Raw genomic sequence first — 21,713 nt, forward strand, 5'->3', positions numbered from 1 at the left:
CGTTCACGCGGCGCCAGCCGCTTTACCGAGGACCATTCGTGATGCTCTACGCCATCATCAGTGAAGATGTGAACAACAGTCTGGAGCGGCGCCTGGCCGCACGTCCCGATCACCTGGCCCGCCTGGAGGCACTGCGCGACGAAGGCCGCCTGGTACTGGCCGGCCCGCACCCTGCCATCGACAGCGAATCGCCGGGCGACGCGGGCTTCAGCGGGAGCCTGGTGGTTGCCGAATTCGACGACCTGGCAAGCGCGCAGGCCTGGGCCGACGCCGACCCCTTCGTCATTGCCGGTGTCTACGCCAAGGTGACCGTGAAGCCCTTCAAGCGCGTACTGCCCTGATCCCGACCCTGAGTTATCCACCGCGGGTTTCCCACAGTTGCTGTGGATAACATTGTTGAAACGCCGCGGACGCATCTCTCCGGGCCGGTCCTCATGCCGCTACGCTGACATCGATCAAACTTTGACCAACAGATGCGGAGTTACGCCTTGCCCGCCCACGATCCGTTGCCGCCGCTTGCCGGCCTGCCCCGGGCCCACCTCGACTGGCGGTCCGACGACGGCGGGATGAGTGCACCGCATTCCAGCGCGTTCGACGATGTCTACTTCTCCCGCCACGACGGGCGTGCCGAGACCGAGCACGTCTTCCTCGAGGCCAATCGCTTGCCCGAGCGTTTTCGGGCCTGGCCGGAGGGTCGTCCCTTCGTCATCGGAGAGACCGGCTTCGGCACCGGCTTGAACATGCTCTGCGCCTGGGCCTGTTTCGATGCCCACGCACCCGACCATGCCAGGTTGCATCTGGTCTCCACGGAACTCTACCCGCTCGAGCGCCGGGACCTGGCCCGTGCCCTCGAGGCCTGGCCGGACCTGGCCGGCCGCGCGGCGGCTCTGCTGGCACAATGGCCCGAGCCGGTGAGCGGCGTGCATCGCCTGTGGCTCGACAAGCGCGTGACCCTGGATCTGCACTTCGGCGACACGACCGAGCGCCTGCGATGCCTCGACGGCCGTGTCGACGCCTGGTTCCTGGATGGCTTCGCGCCGGCTCGTAACCCCGACATGTGGCAACCGACGCTGTTTGCCGCCATGGCGGCGCGCTCGCGTCCTGGCGCGACCTTTGCCACCTTCACCTGTGCCGGCGTGGTCAAGCGCGGTCTCGCGGCCGCCGGCTTCGCCTGGCGCAAGGTGCCCGGCTTCGGCCGCAAGCGCGAGATGCTCGCCGGCGAGATCCTCGATCCCCCGGCGGACGAACGGCGCCGCGCCACGCCCTGGTTCACGCCTCCCGCTCCCTGCCCGGGGCAGCGGGTCGCGGTCATCGGTGGCGGTATCGCCGGCACCAGCGTGGCCGCCGCCCTGGCTCGGCGCGGCGTGCCGGTCACGCTGATCGACCGTGAAGCCCCCGGTGCCGGTGCCTCCGGCAATCGCCAGGGCATGCTTTACGTCAAGCTTGCCGCCGAGACCAACGACCAGAGTCGCTGCTATCTGGCCGGCCTGCTGCACAGCCGACGTTGGCTCGATGCACTGGACCCGGATGGCACCCTGTGGCATCCCTGCGGTGTGTTGCAACTCGCCACCGGCCCACGCGAGGCAAAGCGCCAGGCACGCTTTCTCGACAACCATCCACTGCCCGAGAGTGTGGTCCGCGCCATCTCGTCCGCTCAGGCCAGCCAGCTCGCCGGTATCCCGGTCGAAAGCGACGGACTCGAATACCCACTTGCCGGCTGGGTACGTCCGGATGCGCTGTGTCGACGCCTCGCTGCCACGCCCGGTGTGACCCTCCAGCGTGGCGAGGTGCACGACATCACCGCCACGCCCGAAGGGTGGCGACTGTCGATGACGGTCGACGAAGGAGCGAGCGAACTCGAGGCCGACCAGGTGGTGATCGCCACGGCAAGCCTGGCCAATGGCTTCGCCCAGACCGCCGAATTGCCGCTCCAGCCGGTGCGTGGACAAGTCTCCAGCCTGACGCTGCCCGAAGGCGCCCCCGCGCCGAACCGAGTGATCTGCGCGGGCGGCTATGTGTCGCCTCCTCTGGAGGGACAGTTGACCTTCGGCGCCACCTTCAGGCCCAACGAGACGGATGCCCGGGTGAGCGACGCCGACCACCGGACCAATCGCGACGAGCTGACCCGCACCCTTCCCGGCTATGCCGCGGCCCTGGAAGCATCGGGCGCCTCGCTCGACGCCACAACGCTCGAAGGGCGCGCCGCGGTGCGTGCGGCAAGCCCCGACAAGACACCCTACGCCGGCCCCGTTCCAGACGCCGCCGCCTGGCGCGAGGCCTATGCGGTGCTGGCCAAGGACGCCACCCGTATTCCCGACATTGCCGGACAGCATCATCCTGGGTTGTGGATCAGCACCGCCCATGGCTCCCGAGGACTGGCCAGCGCGCCCTTGTGCGCCGAGGTCATCGCCTCGCGCATCTGTGACGAGCCGATGCCCCTGGAAGCGCCGCTGGTCGATCACCTGCACCCGGGACGACGACTGATCCGCGATTTGATTCGCGGTGGCTGAAGACAACGCGCTCCCGCAGCGGCCAAGCCTCGCCCTGCACAGGCGCAGAGACGCCTAGCCCTCTTCCTCGTCGTCGGCCAGATCACGCCCGAAGGCACGCCACTGCGCCAGCGTCATGACCTCGGTGGTCTCGGTCTCAAGGTCGTGGGCGATCAATAGTTCACCCTCTTCCAACTGACGCTTGAGCTGGGTCGTCCAGCCGGTCATGCCCTGTTCGGTGTCACTGGTGTCGTACCCCTGGCGGGTCACGAAAGCCTCCAGCAGGGCATCCAGGGTGTCGGCCGGCAGCATCCGGTACGGCACTTCGATGAAGCGATCACCCATTCTGTGCATCTCCCTTCTCCCAGGCCTCCAGGCGTTCGAGGAACGTCGACTCGTCGATGACCTCCACGCCGAGTTGTTCGGCTCGGGTCAGCTTGCTGCCGGCGGCTTCGCCGGCCACCAGACAAGCGGTCTTCTTCGAGACACTACCGGCCACCTTGGCACCCAACGCCTGCAGGCGGGCCTTGCCTTCGTCTCGGGTCATGCTCTCCATGGTGCCGGTGAGCACCCAGGTCTGGCCTTCCAGCGGCGTCGGACCGGCCTCGACCTCGGTTTCCTCCCAGCGCAGTCCGGCATCGATCAGCGCCTGGATCGTCTCGCGGTTATGGGGCTGCTGGAAGAAGGTATGCACATGGGCCGCGACGATGGGACCAACGTCCTCCACCTTCTCCAGGGCATCGCGCCCGGCCTCCATCAGCGCCTCCAGGGTGCCGAAGTGGCGCGCCAGGTTGGCCGCGGTGGCTTCACCCACCTCACGTATTCCCAGGGCGAAGATGAAACGCGGCAGCGTCGTCGCCTTGGCCTTCTCCAGGGCCGCCACCAGATTCTGCGAGGATTTCTCGCCCATGCGCGGCAGCGTCGCCAGGCGCTCCGCCTCGAGCGCGAACAGGTCGGCCGGTGTCTGTATCCAATCGAGTTCGACGAGCTGGTCGATCAGCTTTTCACCCAGGCCCTCGATGTCCAGGGCGCGACGGCTGGCGAAATGCTTGAGGGCCTCCTTGCGCTGTGCGGCACAGTACAGCCCACCGGAACAGCGCGCCACGGCCTCGTCCTCGAGCCGCTCTATCTGGGAGTCGCAGACCGGACACCGCTCGGGGAAAACGATCTGCCGGGCATCGTCGGGTCGATATTCTTCCTGTACGCGCACCACCTGAGGAATGACGTCACCGGCACGCCGGATCGCCACGGTATCGCCGATCATGACTCCGAGCCGGTCGATCTCGTCGGCATTGTGCAGGGTTGCATTGGAGACCGTGACCCCGGCCACCGAGACCGGCTCGAGCCTTGCCACGGGCGTGATGGCACCGGTTCGGCCGACCTGGAACTCCACGTCGTTGAGGCGCGTCGTCTGCTCCTGGGCGGGAAACTTGAAGGCGATGGCCCAGCGCGGCGCCCGCGCCACGAAGCCCAGCTCACGCTGCAGGCGCAGGTCATCGACCTTGATCACCACACCGTCGATGTCATACCCCAGCGAATCACGCTTCTCGCCAAGCGTCCTGCAGTACTCGATCACGCCCTCTGCCCCGTGGACGACCTGGAGCTCGGCACTGGTGCGAAACCCGAACTCTCTCAGACGGGCCATCAGGGCACTATGGCTGGCATCGCCGGCATCCGGCTCGATGCGGGCCGCCTGGTAGGCGCTGAACTCCAGGGGGCGCTTGTCGGTGATGCGCGGGTCGAGCTGGCGCAGGCTACCCGCCGCGGCATTGCGCGGATTGGCGAAGACCTTGCCGCCTTCTTCCCGGGCCTTGTCGTTCATGGCCTCGAAGTCGGCGTGGCGCATCGTCACCTCGCCACGCACTTCCAGCAAGTCCGGCCACTCCCGGCCACGCAGCTTCAGCGGTATCGACTTCAGGGTCTTGAGGTTCGAGGTGATGCCCTCGCCGGTGCGGCCGTCGCCGCGGGTCACGCCAGCAACGAGCGCGCCATGCTCATAGACCAGGGACACGGCCGCGCCGTCCAGCTTGGGCTCGCAACAGAAGGCGAGCGACTCGCCATCGACCTCGAGTCGGTCGGCGACACGCTTGACGAAGGCAGCCAGTTCCTCCTCGTCGAAGGCGTTATCCAGAGACAGCATCGGCACGGCGTGCTCGATCTCGGGAAACCCATCGGCAGGGGCGGCGCCGACCCGCTGAGTGGGCGAGTCGGGCGTCACCAGCTCGGGATGCTCTGCCTCGATCTCCTGCAGACGCCGCAGTTTGCGGTCATAGTCGGCATCGGTCAGGCGGGGTTCGTCGAGCACATAATAGCGGTGATTGGCATCATCGAGTTCGGCGCGCAGGCGCTTCGCCTCGTCCTGAATCGTGGGATCGGGATGGGTCATGACATTCCGTTTCTCGGTCCTTGGCGAGGGATTCGAAGCTCGAAGCTCGAAGCTCGAAGCTCGAAGCTCGAAGCTCGAAGCTCGAAAGGCAGCGTAAACCAAACCACCTCCGTAGCAAGGCTACGGAGGTGGTCTTCTTCCAGCTCCAAGCGTCAAGCTTGCAGCTCCGGGCGCAGCCCGGTCGTTAGTTTACCTGATAACGATGCAGTCGATTGCGGCGTTCGAACTCCTGCACACGCTGTCGGGCGAATTCCACCGTCTGCGCCGTCATCACGCTCATGTTCTCGTCCTTCAATTCGCCGCCCAGGTGACGGACGATGACCATGGCCGTCTCGACCATCGCCTCGAAGGCCGCTGAGGTGTCGGTGGCGCTCGGCAGAGGCATCAACAGGGTAACGCCCGGCGTGTGAAAGTCATCCATGGAATGGATGGGGAAGGTCCCCGGCTTGACCACATTGACCATGGAGAATTGCAGCGGACTCTCGGCATCCTCGGTCTCGAAGCGATGGAAGATGCCCATGTCGCGGCCGTAACGCAGACCGCAGGCCAGCATCAGGTCCAGCAGGGCCGCCCCGGAGAATCCCCGCTCCTCGCGCGACATCACGCTGATGACGATGATCTCCTCGGCGTGACTCAGGGCCTGGCGGGCATGCTCGGCGCTCACGTCGTGGCGCATGGCCTTTTCCAGCACCGGATGCGCCTTGACCACATCATCGTCCTGCGGCACTTCCGCCGTTTCGGTCGAGGCTGGTGCGTCCTCGTCGTGATAGCGTGAGGCTGCGGCGTCATCACCGAACAAGGGATCATGATGTTCGGCGGTTTCGGCCTCGAAGCGACGACGTTCTGCCTCGCGAGCCGCACTGGCCTCGGCCTCCTCGCGCTCGCGACGCGCCTGTTCCTCGCGTTCGGCCTGCTCACGCTGCTTGCGTTCCGCGCGTTCCTGTTCCTTGCGCTCTCTCTCCTGGCGCTTCTGGTCGCGACGTTCGGCGAGGGTCTTCTGCAAGGAGGAACCGAACCGATGCATGGAAGCGCCCACTCGCCGCGAACCGCTCTTCAGCGAATCGCCCATGCCCTCGAGATCGACCAGACGATATCGTTCGTCATCGTCGTGATAGGTCTCGTGATCGTCGGGATCGGCCGCCAGAGGCTCGGACATGCTTTCAGCCGGCTGGCGATCGTTCTCCGAAGTCCGCTCATCCCTGGCTCCATCCTCGAGGCCAAGCGCGGGCTCGCGCCGCGCCCCATCGTCGCTGCGCGCTTCACGCTTCGCCGCCACATCGGCATGCGGCGTGGCAACCTCCTCGTGTGCCTCCGCTTGCGGTTCGGCGTCACGGGGGCCGGGATCGGCAGCAACGCTCGATGCCGGGCGAGCCGACACGTCTCCGACCTCCGGGGCCACGTCATCGTCATCCCGACGCTGACGCCGGAACTCGGAAAGCACCCTGGAGGGGCCCGGGTGATCCTGTCGTTGCAATTTCGGCTTGGGCTGCACCGCCGCCTGCTCAGCCGGCCTGACGACACGCGCCCCTCCGTTGGGCAGTTCCCAGCTCAGCTCGGCCTCGCGCGCCGCCGCCTCTGGGTCTTCATCGGAATCCGCCGTCATACCGTCCGCCGGCTCTGAACCGGCCCGGTCAAGACGCGGCACCTGACGTTGGCGCTGGAGGCGGCGCACCCCATCGATCACGATGAGGGTCACCAATGCCAGCCCAAGAATGATCAGCCACTCTCTAAGTTCCATGGGTCGTCATGCCTTTTGCTAAGGCGCCATGCCTGAAGGTTGTTCGACAACAGCATAGCGCGATTGCCCGAAAAAGGACCACTTTTTTTGTTTGTCAAGCTCGGATTTTTTTCACCGAGTGTCGACAAGGCCCTGCGCAATCGCCCTTCATCAATCCCTGTACGTACCTGCAATGCAACATTGTTACCTTCCTTGTAAACCCTTTCACCATTATCGTTCAAGCCTCATCACGCCTCGGCAAGGGCCGCCGCCTCCTCGACGCCCACCGAAACCAGACGTGAGACCCCGGGCTCCTGCATGGTCACCCCCATCAGTCGCTCCGACGCTTCCATGGCAATCTTGTTGTGGGTGATATAGATGAACTGGACCGACTCCGACATTTCCTTAACCAGCTTGGCATAGCGTCCCACATTGGCATCATCCAATGGTGCATCCACTTCATCCAGCATGCAGAAGGGTGCCGGATTGAGTTGGAAGATAGCAAAAACCATGGCCAACGCAGTCAGTGCCTTTTCTCCCCCGGAGAGTAGATGAATGGTGCTGTTCTTCTTGCCCGGTGGCCTGGCCATGATGGCGACCCCGGTCTCCAGCAAATCGTCGCCGGTCAAGGTCAACCATGCGGTCCCGCCGCCGAAGATCTTGGGAAAAAGTGTCTGCAGACCCGTATTGACTCGCTCGAAGGTATCGCGAAAACGCGTCCGGGTTTCCTGATCGATACGCCGGATCGCCCGATCCAGGGTCTCCAGCGCCTCGCTGAGTTCAACATGCTGGGCCTCGAGATAATCGCGCCGCTCGGCCTGCTGGTCGTATTCCTCGATGGCCGCGAGGTTGATCGCGCCGAGCCGGCGGATACGCTCGCCGACCTCCTCCAGCCGCGTCTGCCAGGCGGATTCGGTGGCATTCGGGTCCAGCGACTCGGCCAGGGCAGCGGCATCGTGTCCCAGCTCACCTAGCTGCTCGTCCTGGGCCTCGGCCTTGAGGGCCAGGGCCTGGACCTGCATGCGCGATTCCTGCAGGCGTTCGCGAATGCCCTCGAGCTGGCGTTCATGGGTCTGGCGCGCCTGTTCATCCTCGCGTAGCCGTTCGACCAGGGAGGCCGCACGAGAGCGGGCCTCGTTGAGCTCTCGCTCCTCGCGCTCGCGACGATGCAACAACTCGTCGAGCCGTTCACGGCGTTCCTCATCGGGCTCATGCAGTCCTTCGCGTTCCTCTTCCAGTTCGGCGCAGCGCTGCTCGAGACGCTGGCGGGCCTCGCCGGAACGTCCCTGCTGTTCCGCCAGACCCGCACGTTCGGTGGTCAGGCGTTGATGCTCCAGCGCCAGGCGCTGGGACTGCTCGGCGAGAGGACGCTGTCGCGACCGCAACGATGTCAGCCGTTCGCGCGCCTCGCGGCGCTCCCGCTCCAGACGCTCGCGCGTTTCGGCACCTTCCTCGAGCCGAGCCATCGCGGCCTGCCAGTGTTCCCGCGTTTCCTCGATGGCCAGGCGCGTTTCCTCGGCGGACGCCTCCAGCCCCTCGACTTCCTCGGCAAGCTCGGCGGCTCGGCCCTGGAGATGTTCGAGACGACTGGCCAGCCCGCTGTCCTGGACGGCCAGCTGCTGACGCTGCTGATCCAGGTCACGCTGCTCGATACGGACCTCCTCCAGACCGGATTCGGCCCGCTCGACCTCCTCGTTGGCCTCGGCGAGCCGAGCCTCCAGCGCGTCGAGCCGTGCTTCCACCGCCGCCAGCTCCTCGCGTACCTCGGCCTCGCGACGGCGGCTGACCAGCAAGGCATCGGGGCCCTCCTCACCGCCTCGATGCCGGGCCCAGCCGTCGCCCACCCAGAGGCCATCGGCAGTGATCAGGCTCTCGCCGGGCGCCAGAGATGCCTGGCCGGCCCAGGCTTCCTCCCGCGAGGCAGCGCAGCGAATCGTCGCCAGCCACTGGGTTGCCGCCCCGGCCCCCGACACCTCGGCGGCGAGGCTGCCGGGCGGCGCCAAACGCTCCTCTCCTGACAGCAACCCCAGTTCGGCGTTCAGTTCGGGGGCGAGAACACGGGCGCCATCGTCCGGCGAGGCCACGCGCGCCTTGAGCCAGGGCGCCAGCACCCAGGAGACCGCATCTTCCCAGCCCGGCGTGACATCGAGCCGCTCGCCGAGCCGAGCGCTGCCTTCCAGGCCATGCTCGGCCAGGTGGGCATCCAGGTGCTCATCATGATCGGCGAGCGCTGCCTGAATCAGGGCCTCGAGGGAAGCCAGCTCGCCCTGCAAGGTACTGCGCCGCTGGCGTTCGAGCTCCCGTGCCTCTTCGGCGTCGCGAACCCGCTCACGGGCGGCATCGCGGCTCTCCTGCCAGGTCTCGCGTCGCTCCTCGCTGGACGCCAGCCGCTCCTCGAGCTCGGCCAGGCGTTCCGTGACCTCGCTTCGCTGGGCTTCGAGTGCTGCAATGTCGGGAAGTTCCTCGCGCTGCTGGCGGCGCTTGCGCGCGTCCTCCTCGATGCGCTCGAGCCGCGACTCCTGCTCGCGCAGGCGGTCCTGGGCGCGCTCGGCCTCACGGCTATCCTCCTGCCAGCGCTCGCCGAAGGCTTCCCAGGCAGCACCGGCCTCCTCGGCAAGGGGTTCGGCTTCCTCAAGGGCGGCTTCCAACTCGGCAAGCTGCTCGGCCACCTCTTCCTGCTCGGGCCCCAGGGTCTCGAGACGCTCGTCGAGCCGGGCCAGACGTTCACCGTCGTCCTCGCCCACCTGCTTCAGGTCATGCAGTTCACGGCGGGCGCTTTCCAGGTCGCGGGCCAGTTGCTGGTCTCGGGCGCGGGTATGTTCGAGATCCTGCTCCAGACGAGCGATCGCGGTGGTGGTTTCATGAAAGCGCGCCTGGTATCCCTCGAGTTCGGACGCCAGGCGATCATGTTCCGCCCGGGCCTCTTCCAGACGCGTCTCGCATTGGCGAAGGCCCAGCACTTCACGCTCCACGGCGGTCTCGAGCTCACCGACCCGTGCTTGCTCCTCGTCCTGACTGGCTTTCAGGGCACGGCCGCGCAGCAGCGCCAGCTCTCCCTTGAGCTGGTACTCTTCCTGCTTGAGCGTCTGGTAGCGTCGCGCCGCGTCGGCCTGGCGCTTGAGCTTCTCCAGCTGCTTGTCCAGTTCTTCGCGGATGTCCTCCAGGCGCTCGAGGTTCTCCTGGGTACGACGCATGCGATTCTCGGTCTCGCGACGACGCTCCTTGTATTTGGAGATGCCGGCCGCTTCCTCGAGGGTCGCGCGCAATTCCTCCGGACGCGATTCGATCAACCGCGAGATCATGCCCTGCCCGATGATGGCATAGGAGCGCGGCCCCAGGCCGGTGCCGAGAAACAGGTCAGCGATGTCCCGACGCCGACACTTCTGACCATTGAAGAAGTAGCTGGACTGCCCCTCACGGGTGACCTGACGCTTCACCGAGATCTCGGCATACTGGGCGTAGGGACCGCCCATGGAGCCGTCACGGTTGTCGAACATCAGCTCGATGGAGGCCTGGCCCACCGGCTTACGGCCGGTGGAGCCATTGAAGATGACGTCGGCCATCGACTCGCCACGCAGGGTCTTGGCCGAGGATTCCCCCATGACCCAGCGCACGGCATCGATGATGTTGGACTTGCCACAGCCGTTGGGCCCGACGATGGCCGTCATGTTGCCATCGAAGGGAACGCTGATGGGATCGACGAAGGACTTGAAGCCAGCCAGGCGAATGGATGTCAGGCGCATGAATTATTCGACTACCTTGTCGATGACGGCATCGGGCGACTCGTTCTTCCCCGATGTCATGTTGCGTCGTTCCTCGTCGCTCGCTTCCCCGGCAGCCGCCAGCCGACGCTGGGCGGTCTCGATGCCCTGGCGCAGGGCCTCGGCGGAACGGTTGTCGCTCATGCCGGCAATGGCCCGGCGCCAGCGGTCGATGGCCAGCCGGTACTCGCCGTTCTCGAACGCCTCGATACCCAGCATGCCCAATATCGTGGGCTGGTCGGGCGCCTCGGCGAGCACCTCGTCGACCAGTGCCTGGGTATCCTCGCCCAGCGTGCGGCCCTCGGCGAAGTAGCGCAACTGCGCCAGCTCGGCCAGCAGCGCGGGCTGCCGGCCTTCCAGTTCGATCAAGCGGTGCAGGGCCGACTCGGCCTCCGCGACCCGTCCGGTGTCACGATAGAGGGGGAACAGCGAGCGCCAGACATTGGCATTCTCCGGCTGGCGTGCAGCCTGTTGCTCGAGTGCCTCGACCAGCTCGCTCACCGAGGCATCGGGTTGCTGCAGGACCTGCTGCTGCGCGGCACGCAACGCCAGGTCGCCCTCGGCCCCTTGTTGGCGGTACCAGAACACGCTGGCCACCACCAGGAAGATCATCGCGATCGGCACCAGCAGACGGCCCGACAAGGCCGACTTCAAGGGGCGGCGGTTCGCCCGTTCGGTATCCTCGAGCAGACTGCGCTCCAGCTCCAGCCGGTCTTCCTCGAAGCGCTCGTCGCCGATGTCTCCCCGCTCCCTCGCCGCTTCCAGCGATGCCAGGCGGCGACGATAGATCGCGAGATTCTGCTCGACATCGAGTTCGTTCGCCTCGGCGACCTGCTGGGCTGCCCGCACCCCCTCCGCCCGACGGAGCGGAAGGATCAACAACCACAAGGCCGGCAGCAACAGCAGGGCGAAGGCGAACCAGAGCTGGGTCATTCGTTCCTCTTGTCGTGAACGGTGTCTTGATGGGTGTCTCGATCCACGCCCTGGCGGTGAACCAGGGCATCGAGTCGGGCACGCTCCGCCTCGCTGAGCCCGCGCGCCGCAACGTGGCGCCGGGCCCGCACCAGCATGAGCACCAGCACGACGCCGAGCAGCACCAGGGCTGCGGGCAAGCCCCACAGCAAGAGGGTACGTCCCTCCAGGCGTGGATTATAAAGCACATAGTCACCGAAGCGGTGCACCATGAAGTCGAGAATTTCCTTGTCCGACCGCCCCTGCTGCAACTGCTGGTAGACGCGCTCTCGCATGTCGCCGGCGATGGGAGAATCGGAATCGCCGATCGACTGATTCTGGCACTTGGGGCAACGCAGCGTCGCGGTGAGGTCGCGATAGCGCTGCTCCATGACCGGGTCGTCGAACTGGCGTACCTCGACGGCGGCCAGGGTCGGCAGCGACAGCGCCGCCAGCAGGATCAACAGCCAGACATTCAGTCGCGCCATTTTTCCACCTCCGGCATGATCACGCGGGAGACATCGTCAGGAGCGATATAGCCAGTATGGTGATAGCGGATCACCCCCTCGGCGTCGACCAGGAAGGTCTCCGGCGCGCCATAGACGCCGAGATCGAAGCCCAGGCTACCTTCCGGATCGAAGATGTTGACCTCGAAGGGATCGCCGAACTCGTCCAGAAAGGCGCGCCCCTTGGCTCGGGTATCCTTGTAGTCGACCCCCACCAGCCGTACGCCACGCTCGGCCAGCTCGAGCAGCTGGGGCATTTCCTGCTTGCAGGTCGGGCACCATTCTCCCCAGACATTGACCAGGGTCACCTCCCCTTTCAGCAACGAGGCATCCACTCGGCGCTCGGGGTCGGCCAGGGTGGTCAATTCGAATTCGGGGAAATCCCGGGCCACCATGGCCGAATCACGGTTCGATGGGTCCATCGACAAACCGCGATACAAGACAGCGCCCAGCACGAGAAATCCCAACAACGGCAACAACAGTAGCACTCGACGCTTCATGCACTGACCTCCCGCGAGTCCTCGAGGGCAGCACGCTCCGGGTCACGGGCCGTCACCGCACGACGATAGCGACGATCGATCACCGCCAGCAGCCCGCCGATCGCCATCAACAGGCCACCCAACCACAGCCAGCGTACCAGGGGCTTGTACTGGAGCCGCAAGGCCCAGCTACCATCTTCCAGCTTCTCGCCCATGGCCACGTAGAGGTCACGCAGTGGCCCCGGGCGCAGGGCTACATCGGTCATCGGCATGCCGGTGGCGAGATACAGGCGCTTCTCCGGCATCATCACGAAATGCCGGTCATTATCGCCTCGTTGCACCTCGAGGCGCGCCGTATCGGCGACGAAATTGGGTCCGCGGCGCTCGGCGAGCTCGGTCAAGGTAAAGGTATAGCCGGCCAGACTAGCCGTATCGCCGACGCCCATGCGGACATTGCGCTCGATGGAGTAGTTGGCCACCACGCTGACCCCGACAATGGTCACGGCCACGCCCAGATGCGCCAGCAGCATGCCCCAGTAGGCCAGCGACAGCTTGCGCAGGGCAGCCATCCGCGAGGGCCCGCGGCGCGTCTTGTCCAGCAGCCCACGCAGCATCGGCAGTACGATCCACAACGCCACCACCAGCCCCAGCGAAACCTGCAGATTCCACTCGCCGTCGTACAGCAGTGGAACGGCTCCGGCAATGACCAGGGCCATGCCACCGGCCAGCCAGGTGCGACGCCAGAGGACGCGAACGCTCATGCGCTTCCACTGCGCCAGCGGCCCCAGGCCCATGAAGATGCAGAGAAGCACCGTCAGCGGCACGAAGAGGGCATTGAAGTAAGGCGGCCCCACGCTGATCTTGCCGAGCCCGAAGGCATCGAGCAGCAACGGGTAGAGGGTCCCCAGCAGTACCGTGATCGTCATGACCACCAGCAGGATGTTGTTGATCAGCAACAAGGCATCGCGAGACAGCCAGGTAAAGCCCACCCGATGGCCGACTCTTGGAGCGCGCAACGCGAACAGCAGCAAGGACGCCCCCACGGTGATACCCAGCAGCACCAGGATGAAGAGCCCCCGCGATGGATCGTTGGCGAAGGCATGCACCGAGGTGAGCACGCCTGAACGCACCAGGAAGGTGCCCAGCAACGACAGCGAGAAGGTTGAAATGGCCAGCAGCACCGTCCAGCTCTTGAAGGCACCCCGCTTCTCGGTCACCGCCAGGGAGTGGATGAGCGCAGTGCCAGCCAGCCAGGGCAGCAACGAGGCATTCTCCACCGGGTCCCAGAACCACCAGCCGCCCCAGCCGAGCTCGTAGTAGGCCCACCAGCTACCCAGTGCGATTCCTACGGTGAGAAAGGCCCAGGCCACATTGGTCCAGGGTCGCGCCCAGCGTGTCCAAGCCGCGTCCAGACGGCCGCCCATCAGGGCCGCGATGGCGAAGGAGAAGACCACCGAGAAGCCGACATACCCCATGTAGAGCATCGGCGGGTGGATGATCAGGCCGATATCCTGCAGCAGCGGGTTCAGGTCGGCACCATCGGTCGGCACATTGGGCAACAGCCGCGCGAAGGGGTTGGAAGTCACCAGCACGAACGTCAAGAAACCCGTGCTGATCAGCCCCATCACGCCCAGTACCCGGGCCAGCATGTCCCGGGGCAGCTCCCGGGAAAAATGCGAGACGGCATAGGTCCAGGCGCCGAGGATCAGGCTCCACAACAGCACCGAACCCTCGTGGTTGCCCCAGACAGCGCTGAACTTGTAGTACCAGGGCAGCATCGAGTTCGAGTTGTTGGCCACCGTGGCCACGCTGAAGTCATCCAGCAGATAGCTGGCCGTCAGGCAGGCGTAGGCCACGATCAAAAAGGCGAACTGGCCGGTCGCCATGGGGCGGGCATAGGCCATCCACAACGGCCGACGCGTTGCCGCCCCGGCCAGCGGCACAAACGCCTGCACCACCGCCATCAGCAGGGCGATGACCAAGGCGAAATGGCCAATCTCGGGGATCATCTCGATCAGCATGGCGACTCCGCATCACTCCTGGCCGGCACGCCGCTCGGCGTCCAGCCGTTCTCCCACCTCGGCGGCCTTGTCCTGATAGTCCTCCGGCGCATAGCCGGCCTCCTCCAGGGCCTCAGCCACCTCAGGCGGCATGTAGTTCTCGTCGTGCTTGGCCAGCACCTTGTCGGCGCGTACCCAGCCCTCGGGTTGCAGCCGACCGACCACCACCACGCCCTGCCCCTCGCGGAACAGATCAGGCAGGATGCCGTTGTAGTGCACGCGAACCTCTTCGACGTAATCGGTAACGCTGAAGGTCACGTCCAGGCTTTCCGGATCGCGCGTCACGGAACCTTCCTTGACCATGCCACCGGCACGAATCTGGCGTTCCAGTGGCGCTTCCCCAGCCACGATCTGCACCGGACTGAAGAACAGGTTGATATTGCTGCGCAAGGCATAGAGCGTCAGCCCCACGGCAATCGCCACCAGGGCGACCAGGCCAAGAATGACAAGCAACCTCTGCTTGCGTCTGGCTCTCATGGCGTCGTTCCTCCGTCTCGCGACTGGTGCCGCTCGCGTCTCGCGCGGCGACGCAGCTCGCGCCACAGCCGTCGACGCTCCAGGCTCAGGTGGCATACCACACCGAGCAGCAACAGCAGGGTGGCGCCGTAGGCGGGCCAGACATAGGGTGCGTAACCGCCCATGGATAAAAAGGCGGCGAGCGAATCGAAAGCCATCAGCCAGCCTCCCCGACCAGGTCGCGCACCCAACGCTTGGAAGACTCGCGACGCAGGATTTCGTTGCGTGTTCGCGTCAAGGTCACGGCGATGAAGAAGCTATAGAAGCCCAGCACCATGATCAACAACGGCAACCACATCTCGGTGGGCATCGCCGGGCGCGAGGTAATGGAAAAGGTGGCGGGCTGGTGCAGGGTGTACCACCAGTCCACCGAGTACTTGATGATCGGAATATTGATCACCCCGACCATGGTCAGCACCGAGGCCGCCCGCGAGCCAGCGTTGCGACTGCCGAAGGCCCCGCGCAGGGCGATCACGCCGATGTACAAGAAGAACAGGATCAGCATCGAGGTCAGGCGGGCATCCCACTGCCACCAGGTTCCCCAGGTCGGCACTCCCCACACCGCACCGGACAACAGCGCCACGAAGGTCATGCCGGCGCCCAGCGGAGCCATCGCCGTGGCCGCCATGTCAGCCAGCTTGATCTTCCAGACCATGAACACCAGTCCGGCCAGAGCCATGACGACGAAGATCGACTGAGCCAGGAAGGCCGCCGGCACATGAACATAGATGATGCGAAAGCTGTCACCCTGCTGATAGTCGGCCGGTGCGAAGGCCAGCCCCCAGACGCCCCCGGTCCCGATCAGCACGGCGGCCGCCGTCCAGAACCAGGGCGACAGACGCGCGCTGAGGGCATAGAACACTTTCGGGGAACCGAGCTTGTGAATGAAGGCCCACATTGACGTGACGATACCTCAACCGTTGAGACTGATACGCAGCGACGCCGCGATTGCCCAGGGCGCAAACACCAGGGCTGCCGCCAGCAAGGCGCCAAGCAAGGCCAGGTGCGCTGCCACGCCGCTGCCTGCAATCGCTGCCTGAACGGCGCCGGCACCGAAGATCAGCACGGGGACATAGAGCGGCAGGACCAGCAACGACAGCAGCACCCCACCCCGGGAGACGCCAACGGTCAAGGCCGCGCCGATGGCGCCGATCACGCTCAGCGTGGCGCTGCCCAGCGCCAGCGACAACGCCAGCACCCCGTAGCTGCCGAGTGGCAGCGAAAGCATGACGCCCAGCACTGGGGCCATCAGTGCCAATGGCAGACCGGTCGTCAGCCAGTGCACCGCCACCTTGGCCAACGCCAATGCCGGCAAGGGATGGGGAGCCAGCAGCAACTGCTCGAGGGCCCCATCTTCAGCATCCTCGCGAAACAGGCCATCCAGCGACAACAAGGCCGCGAGCAACGCCGCCACCCATAGCAGGCCCGGCGCGATGATCGCCAGCAGTTCCGGGTCCGGCGAGATGCCGATCGGGAACAGGGTGATCACCAGGGCAAAGAACGCCAGGGGATTGAGCACGGCACCAGGACGCCTCAGCAGCAGTATCAGGTCTCGCCGCATGGTCGCGTACAGCGCCGACGTGAGGCTGGCGTCGACGCCTCGTGCCCGATCAGGGCTCACGATAGCCGAACGGGCCTCAGGACGCGACATGGCCATGCCCCTCGCCCAGCCGTATGCGGCGCATCGGTACCGGTACATGCAGCGCCTGATGCGTGGTCAGCACCACGCTTCCTCCTGCCTGCACATGCGCTGCCAGGCGTGCTTCCAGATCGGCAACGCCCTCGCGGTCGATGGCAGTGAAGGGCTCGTCGAGGATCCAGAGCGGGCGCGGCGTCAACTCGAGGCGCGCCAACGCCACCCGACGCTGCTGGCCGGCGGAAAGCTGGCCGGCTGGAAGATCTTCGAACCCTGCCAGCCCTACCGCCTCCAGGGCCGACATTCGATCCGCCTCAGCGCTCCCGGCACCCGCCAGGGCCTGATACCAGGCCAGATTCTCGAGTGGCGTCAAGGCCGCCTTGACGCCTGGAGCGTGGCCGAGATAGAGCAGATTGGCGAGAAAGTCCCGGCGCGCCTTGCGCAACGGCTCCTCCTGCCAGAAGAGCTCCCCCCGGTAATCTGTCAGTTGGCCGGAGAGGATCTTGAGCAGAGTGGTCTTGCCGCTGCCATTGGGCCCTTCGACACGCAGGACCTCGCCACCGCGGATGACCAGTTCGAGATCGCGAAACAGCCAACGATCATCCCGTTCACAGGCCAGCTTTCGGGCTTCCAGGCAGAGGCTCAAGGCGTACTCCGAACCGGGGAATCTGGCCGAAACTGTACACGCAAAAGATTTGCATATCCAGTATACAAAAGTGCCATCAAAATGAGCACACTTTTCAGATTACTGGCCTTTCGGAATGCCCTTGCCAGATTCCTGTCTCCTGCTATGCTGGCAAAGTACTGTATGAATCGACAGTCATCGCCAACGGAGAGACGTCGCGCCATGCCAACTTCCACAGCACAGTACCTGTTCCGTCAGCCCAACCTGCCCCTGGCTGCCTCCTGGTCGCCCATCGACGCCGAGGATCTGGTGGAGATTCCCCTGCTTGGCCGTGTCTCGGCAGGCATGCCCATCGAAGCCTGCCTCGACGCCGGCAGCATCGAGGTGCCTTCGCGCATGGTCAGGCGCAACACCTACGCCCTGCGTGTGCACGGCAACTCCATGATCGATTGCAACATCTTCGATGGGGATGTGATTATCATCGAGCGTCGCGAGAGCGCCGAGAACGGTGAGACCGCGGTGGTGATGATCAACGATCAGGAGGTTACCCTGAAGAAGTTCTACATCGAGAAGTCCGGCGTGCGCCTGCAGCCGGCCAATGAGTCGATGGCCCCCATCTACCTGCACAACAGCGATATCCAGGTACTGGGCATGGTGATGGGTGTGGTGCGCCAACCGGACCTCGCCGCCTGATGCGTTACGCTGTCCCCGACATCGCCGACGGCGCCTGGCACGAAACCGAGCTGGAAATCGAGCGCAGCCGGTTCATCACCTGGACCGCCCACATCCCGGACTCGCCGGCCTTCGAGGCCCTGCTGGCCGAGGCTCGTCGCACCCATTCCGGCGCCAGTCACCATTGCAGCGCCTTCATCGCCGGCCCTCCCGGAGAACAGAACGCCATCGGCTTCTCCGACGACGGCGAACCCGGCGGCACCGCTGGCCGCCCCATGTTCCAGGTGCTGGAAGGCGCCGGACTCGGGCAAGTCGGCTGCGTGGTCATCCGCTACTTCGGCGGCATCAAGCTTGGCACGGGAGGCCTGGCGCGGGCCTACGCACAAGCCGTCAGCGAGGCCCTCGACACCCTGCCCAGGCGCGAGGTCATCGAGCGCAGGCCCCTGACTCTCAGGGTCGACTTCGCTGGCGAAGCCGGGGCCCGCGCCTGGTGCGGCGAGCATGACATCCCCATCGAGCACGCCGACTATCAGGCCGATGGCGTGATCCTGACCCTGGGCTGGCCAAGCGACATGGAAAGAGATCTCGAGCCTCTCAATGCCCGACTCAAGGGCCGCATGACCCTGCTCGACACGCCTTAGTCGCCGAGTGCGGACGACACGGAAACCGCCGGTTCGGCAGCCGCCACGTTTCGCCCTGCATCGCGCCCTGCCATCTCGCCGATATAGCGCGCACGCTTCTCAGGTTTCAAGCGCGTGACGTCCACCACCACCAGTCCGTCGGTACAGTAGCCGAAGCCGGCATCCACGCCGAAAGCCAGAAAGCGCGCCCCGCCGGGTTCGACGACGTCGATGTACTGCTTGTAGAGCGCCGGCACGCCGGCGCCCATTGCATGAAGGGCATGGCGCAGACGCCGGAAATCCTCCTTGGCATCGTCACCCCGCAGCAACCGCTCCACTTCCTGCTGCCCGGCTCGCGACAGTCGGAAAGGAGCCCGAGGCCGAATCCGGGTGTCGCCGTCGCCATGGTAGTGCTGGTAATAGCCCACCAGCAGCTCCTTGGCCAGAGGCGGCATCAGGTTGGGAATGGTCACCGGCCCGAACAGCCAGCGAACCTCAGGGTGCTCGCGCAGGTAAGCACCGAGGCCGACCCAGAGATAATCCAGGCTGCGGCGCCCCCAGTAGCGTGGCTGCACGAAGCTTCGCCCCAGCTCCAGGCCATGACGCCACTGCGACCAGGGTGCCGGCTCGAGCTGGAAGATCGTCGAGCTGTAAAGCCCCGACACGCCCAGCCGATCGAGAATCTCGCCGACCTCGCCGAGCCGGTAGGCGCCCGCAATCTCCAGGTCCTGATCGTCCCACAGGATCAAGTGGCGATAGTGGTTGTCAAAGTCGTCCAGATCGCGCTTGTTGCCGGTTCCCTCGCCGACGCGACGAAAGGTGATCTCGCGCAGGCGGCCGATCTCGCGCATCACCGCCGAGTCGGGCCGGCTGTCGAACAGCAGGATCCGCTTGCCGTCCGCCGTCTCGCCCAGGCAACGCGCCTCGCGCAGTTCCTCCCGCAGGCGCTGGCGATTTTCCGGACGGGCGATGCCGGTCTCGCTGACAAACACGCCCTTGCGACCACGCCCGAGCCGATAGACATGCTTGCGCAGCAGCTTCAGCTTGACCGGCGTGGTCAGGTCGTCCCGGTTGAAGCGTGCCAGCGGAATCAGGCCCCCGACTCGCAAGGGAATCTGTCGGTCGCGCTGGCGAAACATTTCGCTGGGCAGCATCAAGGTACCCAGCGGCCCGCGCATTGACGACAGGCTATAGAAACGCGATGAATTGCGGCCCCCGACATGTACCGGCAGGATCGGTGCATTGGTACGACGCGCGGCATGCAGAAACCCCGACAGCCACTTGCCGTCGCGAACGCCGGCAGGCCCCGCCCGGGAAACCTCACCGGCAGGGAAGACGATCACCGCACGGTCTTCCTCGAGCGCGCCGATCATGCGCTCGAGGCTGCGGCGAAAGCCCTTCCGGGTCAGGTTATCCACCGGCAGGATCACCTCCCGCAGGGGAGCGATCTGCAGCAACAGGTCGCTGGCGAGGATCCGCACATCGGGTCGTAGCTCGGCGACCATCCGGAGCAGGGCCAGACCATCCAGGGCCCCCAGGGGATGATTCGCCACGATGACCACCCGGCCGGTGGCGGGAATGTTGTCGCGATCCCGGGACGACAGGGTATAGCCGAACCGGAAGTAGTCGAAGACCTGGTCGATGAACTCGAGCCAGCCGAGTCGCCCGTACCGTGCCAGGAAGGCATTGACCTCACGCTCGTGCACCAGTCGGCGCAGCCCAGCCACCAGCGCTCCCCTCACCCAAGCGGGCCAGGTCGCGATTCGAGGGGCCTTGCCCAGCAGGGATTCCTCGATATCGAGCATCCGCCACTCCCTCCAGTCGGGCGCCGCAGCGCCGATGCCTTATAGGCTAGGAGCGGAAGATGACAGGACGATGGCGAGCCGGAACGCGATACGGCGCCCGATGGGCGCCGTATCGTCATCGCAAGCGATGGAGAGGTGGTGGAAAAGGAGAGGCGGTGGAATCAACCAAGGTACTTGATCATCACCCCGGCGGCCACGGCCGAGCCGATGACGCCAGCCACGTTGGGCCCCATGGCGTGCATCAACAGGAAGTTGTGAGGATTGGACTCCAGCCCCACCTTGTTGGACACCCGCGCGGCCATGGGCACCGCCGAGACCCCGGCGGAGCCGATCAGCGGATTGATCGACTGCTTGCTGACCAGGTTGAGCAGCTTGGCCATGAGGATGCCGCAGGCGGTACCGATGGCAAAGGCCACCATGCCCAGACCGAGGATACCCAGCGTCTCCAGCGCCAGGAAACGATCCGCCATCAGCTTGGAACCCACCGAAAGCCCGAGGAAGATGGTCACGGTGTTGATCAGGGCATTCTGGGCGGTATCGGAGAGCCGCTCCACCACGCCGCACTCACGCATCAGGTTGCCAAAGCAGAACATCCCCAGCAGCGGCGCGGCATCGGGCAGGAAGAGCACGACCAGGATCAACAGCGCCAGCGGAAAGACGATCTTCTCCAGCTTGGAGACCGGCCGCAGCTGGGTCATGGTGATCTCGCGCTCGCGACTCGAGGTCAGCGCGCGCATGATCGGCGGCTGGATCAGCGGGACCAGTGCCATGTAGGAATAGGACGCCACGGCGATGGCGCCCAGCAACTCCGGCGCCAGCAGGCTCGAGACATAGATCGAGGTCGGCCCGTCGGCACCGCCGATGATGCCGATGGCAGCGGCCTGCTTGAGCGAGAAATCCATCACGCCCATTGCCGAGAGGCCCACCGCACCGAGCAGAGTGGCAAAGATGCCGAACTGCGCGGCGGCCCCCAGGAAGAGGGTGCGCGGGTTGGCCAGCAGCGGACCGAAATCGGTCATGGCACCGACGCCCATGAAAATCACCAGCGGCGCCACGCCGGAGGCAATGGCCACGCTGTAGAACTGATGAAGCATGCCGGGGGCGTAGCCGGCACCGGCCGCCGCGTCATTCGCCGCCCTCACCAGGGCCGGCGAGGTATCGCCATGCAGCGCCTCGCTCACCAGATGTCGCGCGCCCTCGATCCCGGCGGCCGGGTCCAGCGTCACCTTGAGTGCCGAGGCCAGGCGCTCGAGCACCTCGGGGCCGGCCTGATGGGCGGCCTGCTCGGCGGCCGACAGGGCCAGCCCTGCCTCGGGAATGTTGGCCAGGATGCCGCCAAAGCCGATCGGCACCAGCAACAACGGCTCGAACTTCTTGTTGATCGCCAGGTAGAGCAGCCCCAGCCCGACCAGGATCATCACGGCCTGGCCCCAGTCCAGGTTGTAAAGCCCGGAGCCGTGCCACAGGGTCAATAGCTTGTCTGTCATGAG

General features: G+C 65.5%; 19 protein-coding genes. 4 read left to right on the forward strand and 15 right to left on the reverse strand.

Annotated elements, in window-relative coordinates; genetic code table 11:
- Nucleotides 1-41 precede the first annotated feature (41 nt).
- The gene (locus tag HSDC_RS08875) at nt 42-341 is read left to right on the forward strand and encodes a YciI family protein (protein ID WP_064699570.1); all 300 of its coding nucleotides are present in this window, start codon (nt 42-44) and stop codon (nt 339-341) included.
- 147 nt (nt 342-488) lie between these two features.
- Entirely contained in the window at nt 489-2,510 is a 2,022-nt protein-coding gene (gene mnmC, locus HSDC_RS08880) for a bifunctional tRNA (5-methylaminomethyl-2-thiouridine)(34)-methyltransferase MnmC2/FAD-dependent 5-carboxymethylaminomethyl-2-thiouridine(34) oxidoreductase MnmC1 (protein WP_244534432.1), read from the forward strand.
- A 54-nt stretch (nt 2,511-2,564) separates the two neighbouring features.
- Here mnmC and HSDC_RS08885 read toward each other — a convergent pair whose 3' ends face one another.
- The 13 genes from HSDC_RS08885 to ccmA form a co-directional block, all read right to left on the reverse strand.
- Nucleotides 2,565-2,834, reverse strand: a complete 270-nt coding sequence (locus HSDC_RS08885; protein WP_064699572.1) for a YheU family protein — start codon at nt 2,832-2,834, stop codon at nt 2,565-2,567.
- The gene (gene ligA, locus HSDC_RS08890; protein ID WP_064699573.1) at nt 2,827-4,875 is read right to left on the reverse strand and encodes an NAD-dependent DNA ligase LigA; all 2,049 of its coding nucleotides are present in this window, start codon (nt 4,873-4,875) and stop codon (nt 2,827-2,829) included. The genes HSDC_RS08885 and ligA overlap by 8 nt, the downstream gene beginning before the upstream one ends.
- Before the next feature lie 184 nt (nt 4,876-5,059).
- Nucleotides 5,060-6,613 carry a cell division protein ZipA gene (gene zipA / locus HSDC_RS08895; protein ID WP_064699574.1) on the reverse strand — a complete coding sequence of 518 codons (1,554 nt, stop codon included), beginning with the start codon at nt 6,611-6,613 and terminating at the stop codon, nt 5,060-5,062.
- A 227-nt stretch (nt 6,614-6,840) separates the two neighbouring features.
- Nucleotides 6,841-10,335, reverse strand: a complete 3,495-nt coding sequence (smc, locus tag HSDC_RS08900) for a chromosome segregation protein SMC (protein WP_064699575.1) — start codon at nt 10,333-10,335, stop codon at nt 6,841-6,843.
- 3 nt (nt 10,336-10,338) lie between these two features.
- Entirely contained in the window at nt 10,339-11,286 is a 948-nt protein-coding gene (gene ccmI / locus HSDC_RS08905; RefSeq protein WP_064699576.1) for a c-type cytochrome biogenesis protein CcmI, read from the reverse strand.
- The gene (locus HSDC_RS08910) at nt 11,283-11,792 is read right to left on the reverse strand and encodes a cytochrome c-type biogenesis protein (RefSeq protein ID WP_064699577.1); all 510 of its coding nucleotides are present in this window, start codon (nt 11,790-11,792) and stop codon (nt 11,283-11,285) included. The genes ccmI and HSDC_RS08910 overlap by 4 nt, the downstream gene beginning before the upstream one ends.
- Nucleotides 11,780-12,310, reverse strand: coding sequence for a DsbE family thiol:disulfide interchange protein (locus HSDC_RS08915; RefSeq protein WP_064699578.1), 531 nt, complete (start codon nt 12,308-12,310; stop codon nt 11,780-11,782). The genes HSDC_RS08910 and HSDC_RS08915 overlap by 13 nt, the downstream gene beginning before the upstream one ends.
- Nucleotides 12,307-14,310 carry a heme lyase CcmF/NrfE family subunit gene (locus HSDC_RS08920; protein ID WP_064699579.1) on the reverse strand — a complete coding sequence of 668 codons (2,004 nt, stop codon included), beginning with the start codon at nt 14,308-14,310 and terminating at the stop codon, nt 12,307-12,309. Before HSDC_RS08920 ends, HSDC_RS08915 begins: the two co-directional genes overlap by 4 nt.
- Nucleotides 14,311-14,322: 12 nt before the next feature.
- A complete protein-coding gene (gene ccmE / locus HSDC_RS08925) occupies nt 14,323-14,826 on the reverse strand; it encodes a cytochrome c maturation protein CcmE (protein ID WP_064699580.1) in 504 nt (167 codons plus the stop codon).
- Complete coding sequence (gene ccmD, locus HSDC_RS08930) at nt 14,823-15,023, reverse strand: heme exporter protein CcmD (protein WP_064699581.1); 201 nt, start codon at nt 15,021-15,023, stop codon at nt 14,823-14,825. The genes ccmE and ccmD overlap by 4 nt, the downstream gene beginning before the upstream one ends.
- On the reverse strand, nt 15,023-15,763 hold the full coding sequence (locus tag HSDC_RS08935; protein ID WP_064699582.1) for a heme ABC transporter permease: 741 nt from the start codon (nt 15,761-15,763) through the stop codon (nt 15,023-15,025). The genes ccmD and HSDC_RS08935 overlap by 1 nt, the downstream gene beginning before the upstream one ends.
- Nucleotides 15,764-15,778: 15 nt before the next feature.
- Nucleotides 15,779-16,516, reverse strand: coding sequence for a heme exporter protein CcmB (gene ccmB / locus HSDC_RS08940; RefSeq protein WP_082920012.1), 738 nt, complete (start codon nt 16,514-16,516; stop codon nt 15,779-15,781).
- Nucleotides 16,503-17,147: a cytochrome c biogenesis heme-transporting ATPase CcmA gene (ccmA, locus tag HSDC_RS08945; protein ID WP_064699583.1), complete on the reverse strand. Its 645-nt coding sequence runs from the start codon at nt 17,145-17,147 to the stop codon at nt 16,503-16,505. Before ccmA ends, ccmB begins: the two co-directional genes overlap by 14 nt.
- A 201-nt stretch (nt 17,148-17,348) precedes the next feature.
- Between ccmA and lexA the strand changes: the two genes are divergently transcribed.
- Nucleotides 17,349-17,819 (forward strand): transcriptional repressor LexA, encoded by a 471-nt coding sequence (lexA, locus tag HSDC_RS08950; RefSeq protein ID WP_064699584.1) that lies wholly within the window; start codon nt 17,349-17,351, stop codon nt 17,817-17,819.
- Nucleotides 17,819-18,439: an IMPACT family protein gene (locus HSDC_RS08955; protein WP_064699585.1), complete on the forward strand. Its 621-nt coding sequence runs from the start codon at nt 17,819-17,821 to the stop codon at nt 18,437-18,439. Before lexA ends, HSDC_RS08955 begins: the two co-directional genes overlap by 1 nt.
- Here the strand turns inward: HSDC_RS08955 and olsF are convergent.
- Complete coding sequence (olsF, locus tag HSDC_RS08960) at nt 18,436-20,223, reverse strand: bifunctional ornithine lipid synthase OlsF (RefSeq protein ID WP_064699586.1); 1,788 nt, start codon at nt 20,221-20,223, stop codon at nt 18,436-18,438. The two genes, HSDC_RS08955 and olsF, sit on opposite strands and share 4 nt — an antisense overlap.
- Nucleotides 20,224-20,384: 161 nt before the next feature.
- Complete coding sequence (locus HSDC_RS08965) at nt 20,385-21,710, reverse strand: sodium ion-translocating decarboxylase subunit beta (RefSeq protein ID WP_064699587.1); 1,326 nt, start codon at nt 21,708-21,710, stop codon at nt 20,385-20,387.
- Nucleotides 21,711-21,713 lie beyond the last annotated feature (3 nt).

The sequence above is a fragment of the Halomonas caseinilytica genome, from assembly GCF_001662285.1.
In the GTDB taxonomy this organism is placed as follows: domain Bacteria; phylum Pseudomonadota; class Gammaproteobacteria; order Pseudomonadales; family Halomonadaceae; genus Halomonas; species Halomonas caseinilytica.

Excerpts from the sequence above, each read along its gene's own strand:
- HSDC_RS08910 (WP_064699577.1), bottom strand. The coding sequence starts at position 11,792 with ATGGCGCGACTGAATGTCTGGCTGTTGATCCTGCTGGCGGCGCTGTCG.
- olsF (WP_064699586.1), bottom strand. The coding sequence starts at position 20,223 with ATGCTCGATATCGAGGAATCCCTGCTGGGCAAGGCCCCTCGAATCGCG.
- HSDC_RS08935 (WP_064699582.1), bottom strand. The coding sequence starts at position 15,763 with ATGTGGGCCTTCATTCACAAGCTCGGTTCCCCGAAAGTGTTCTATGCC.
- HSDC_RS08965 (WP_064699587.1), bottom strand. The coding sequence starts at position 21,710 with ATGACAGACAAGCTATTGACCCTGTGGCACGGCTCCGGGCTTTACAAC.
- lexA (WP_064699584.1), top strand. The coding sequence starts at position 17,349 with ATGCCAACTTCCACAGCACAGTACCTGTTCCGTCAGCCCAACCTGCCC.
- zipA (WP_064699574.1), bottom strand. The coding sequence starts at position 6,613 with ATGGAACTTAGAGAGTGGCTGATCATTCTTGGGCTGGCATTGGTGACC.
- smc (WP_064699575.1), bottom strand. The coding sequence starts at position 10,335 with ATGCGCCTGACATCCATTCGCCTGGCTGGCTTCAAGTCCTTCGTCGAT.
- ccmE (WP_064699580.1), bottom strand. The coding sequence starts at position 14,826 with ATGAGAGCCAGACGCAAGCAGAGGTTGCTTGTCATTCTTGGCCTGGTC.
- HSDC_RS08885 (WP_064699572.1), bottom strand. The coding sequence starts at position 2,834 with ATGGGTGATCGCTTCATCGAAGTGCCGTACCGGATGCTGCCGGCCGAC.
- ccmI (WP_064699576.1), bottom strand. The coding sequence starts at position 11,286 with ATGACCCAGCTCTGGTTCGCCTTCGCCCTGCTGTTGCTGCCGGCCTTG.
- HSDC_RS08920 (WP_064699579.1), bottom strand. The coding sequence starts at position 14,310 with ATGCTGATCGAGATGATCCCCGAGATTGGCCATTTCGCCTTGGTCATC.
- HSDC_RS08875 (WP_064699570.1), top strand. The coding sequence starts at position 42 with ATGCTCTACGCCATCATCAGTGAAGATGTGAACAACAGTCTGGAGCGG.
- ligA (WP_064699573.1), bottom strand. The coding sequence starts at position 4,875 with ATGACCCATCCCGATCCCACGATTCAGGACGAGGCGAAGCGCCTGCGC.
- HSDC_RS08915 (WP_064699578.1), bottom strand. The coding sequence starts at position 12,310 with ATGAAGCGTCGAGTGCTACTGTTGTTGCCGTTGTTGGGATTTCTCGTG.
- ccmB (WP_082920012.1), bottom strand. The coding sequence starts at position 16,516 with ATGTCGCGTCCTGAGGCCCGTTCGGCTATCGTGAGCCCTGATCGGGCA.
- HSDC_RS08955 (WP_064699585.1), top strand. The coding sequence starts at position 17,819 with ATGCGTTACGCTGTCCCCGACATCGCCGACGGCGCCTGGCACGAAACC.
- ccmD (WP_064699581.1), bottom strand. The coding sequence starts at position 15,023 with ATGGCTTTCGATTCGCTCGCCGCCTTTTTATCCATGGGCGGTTACGCA.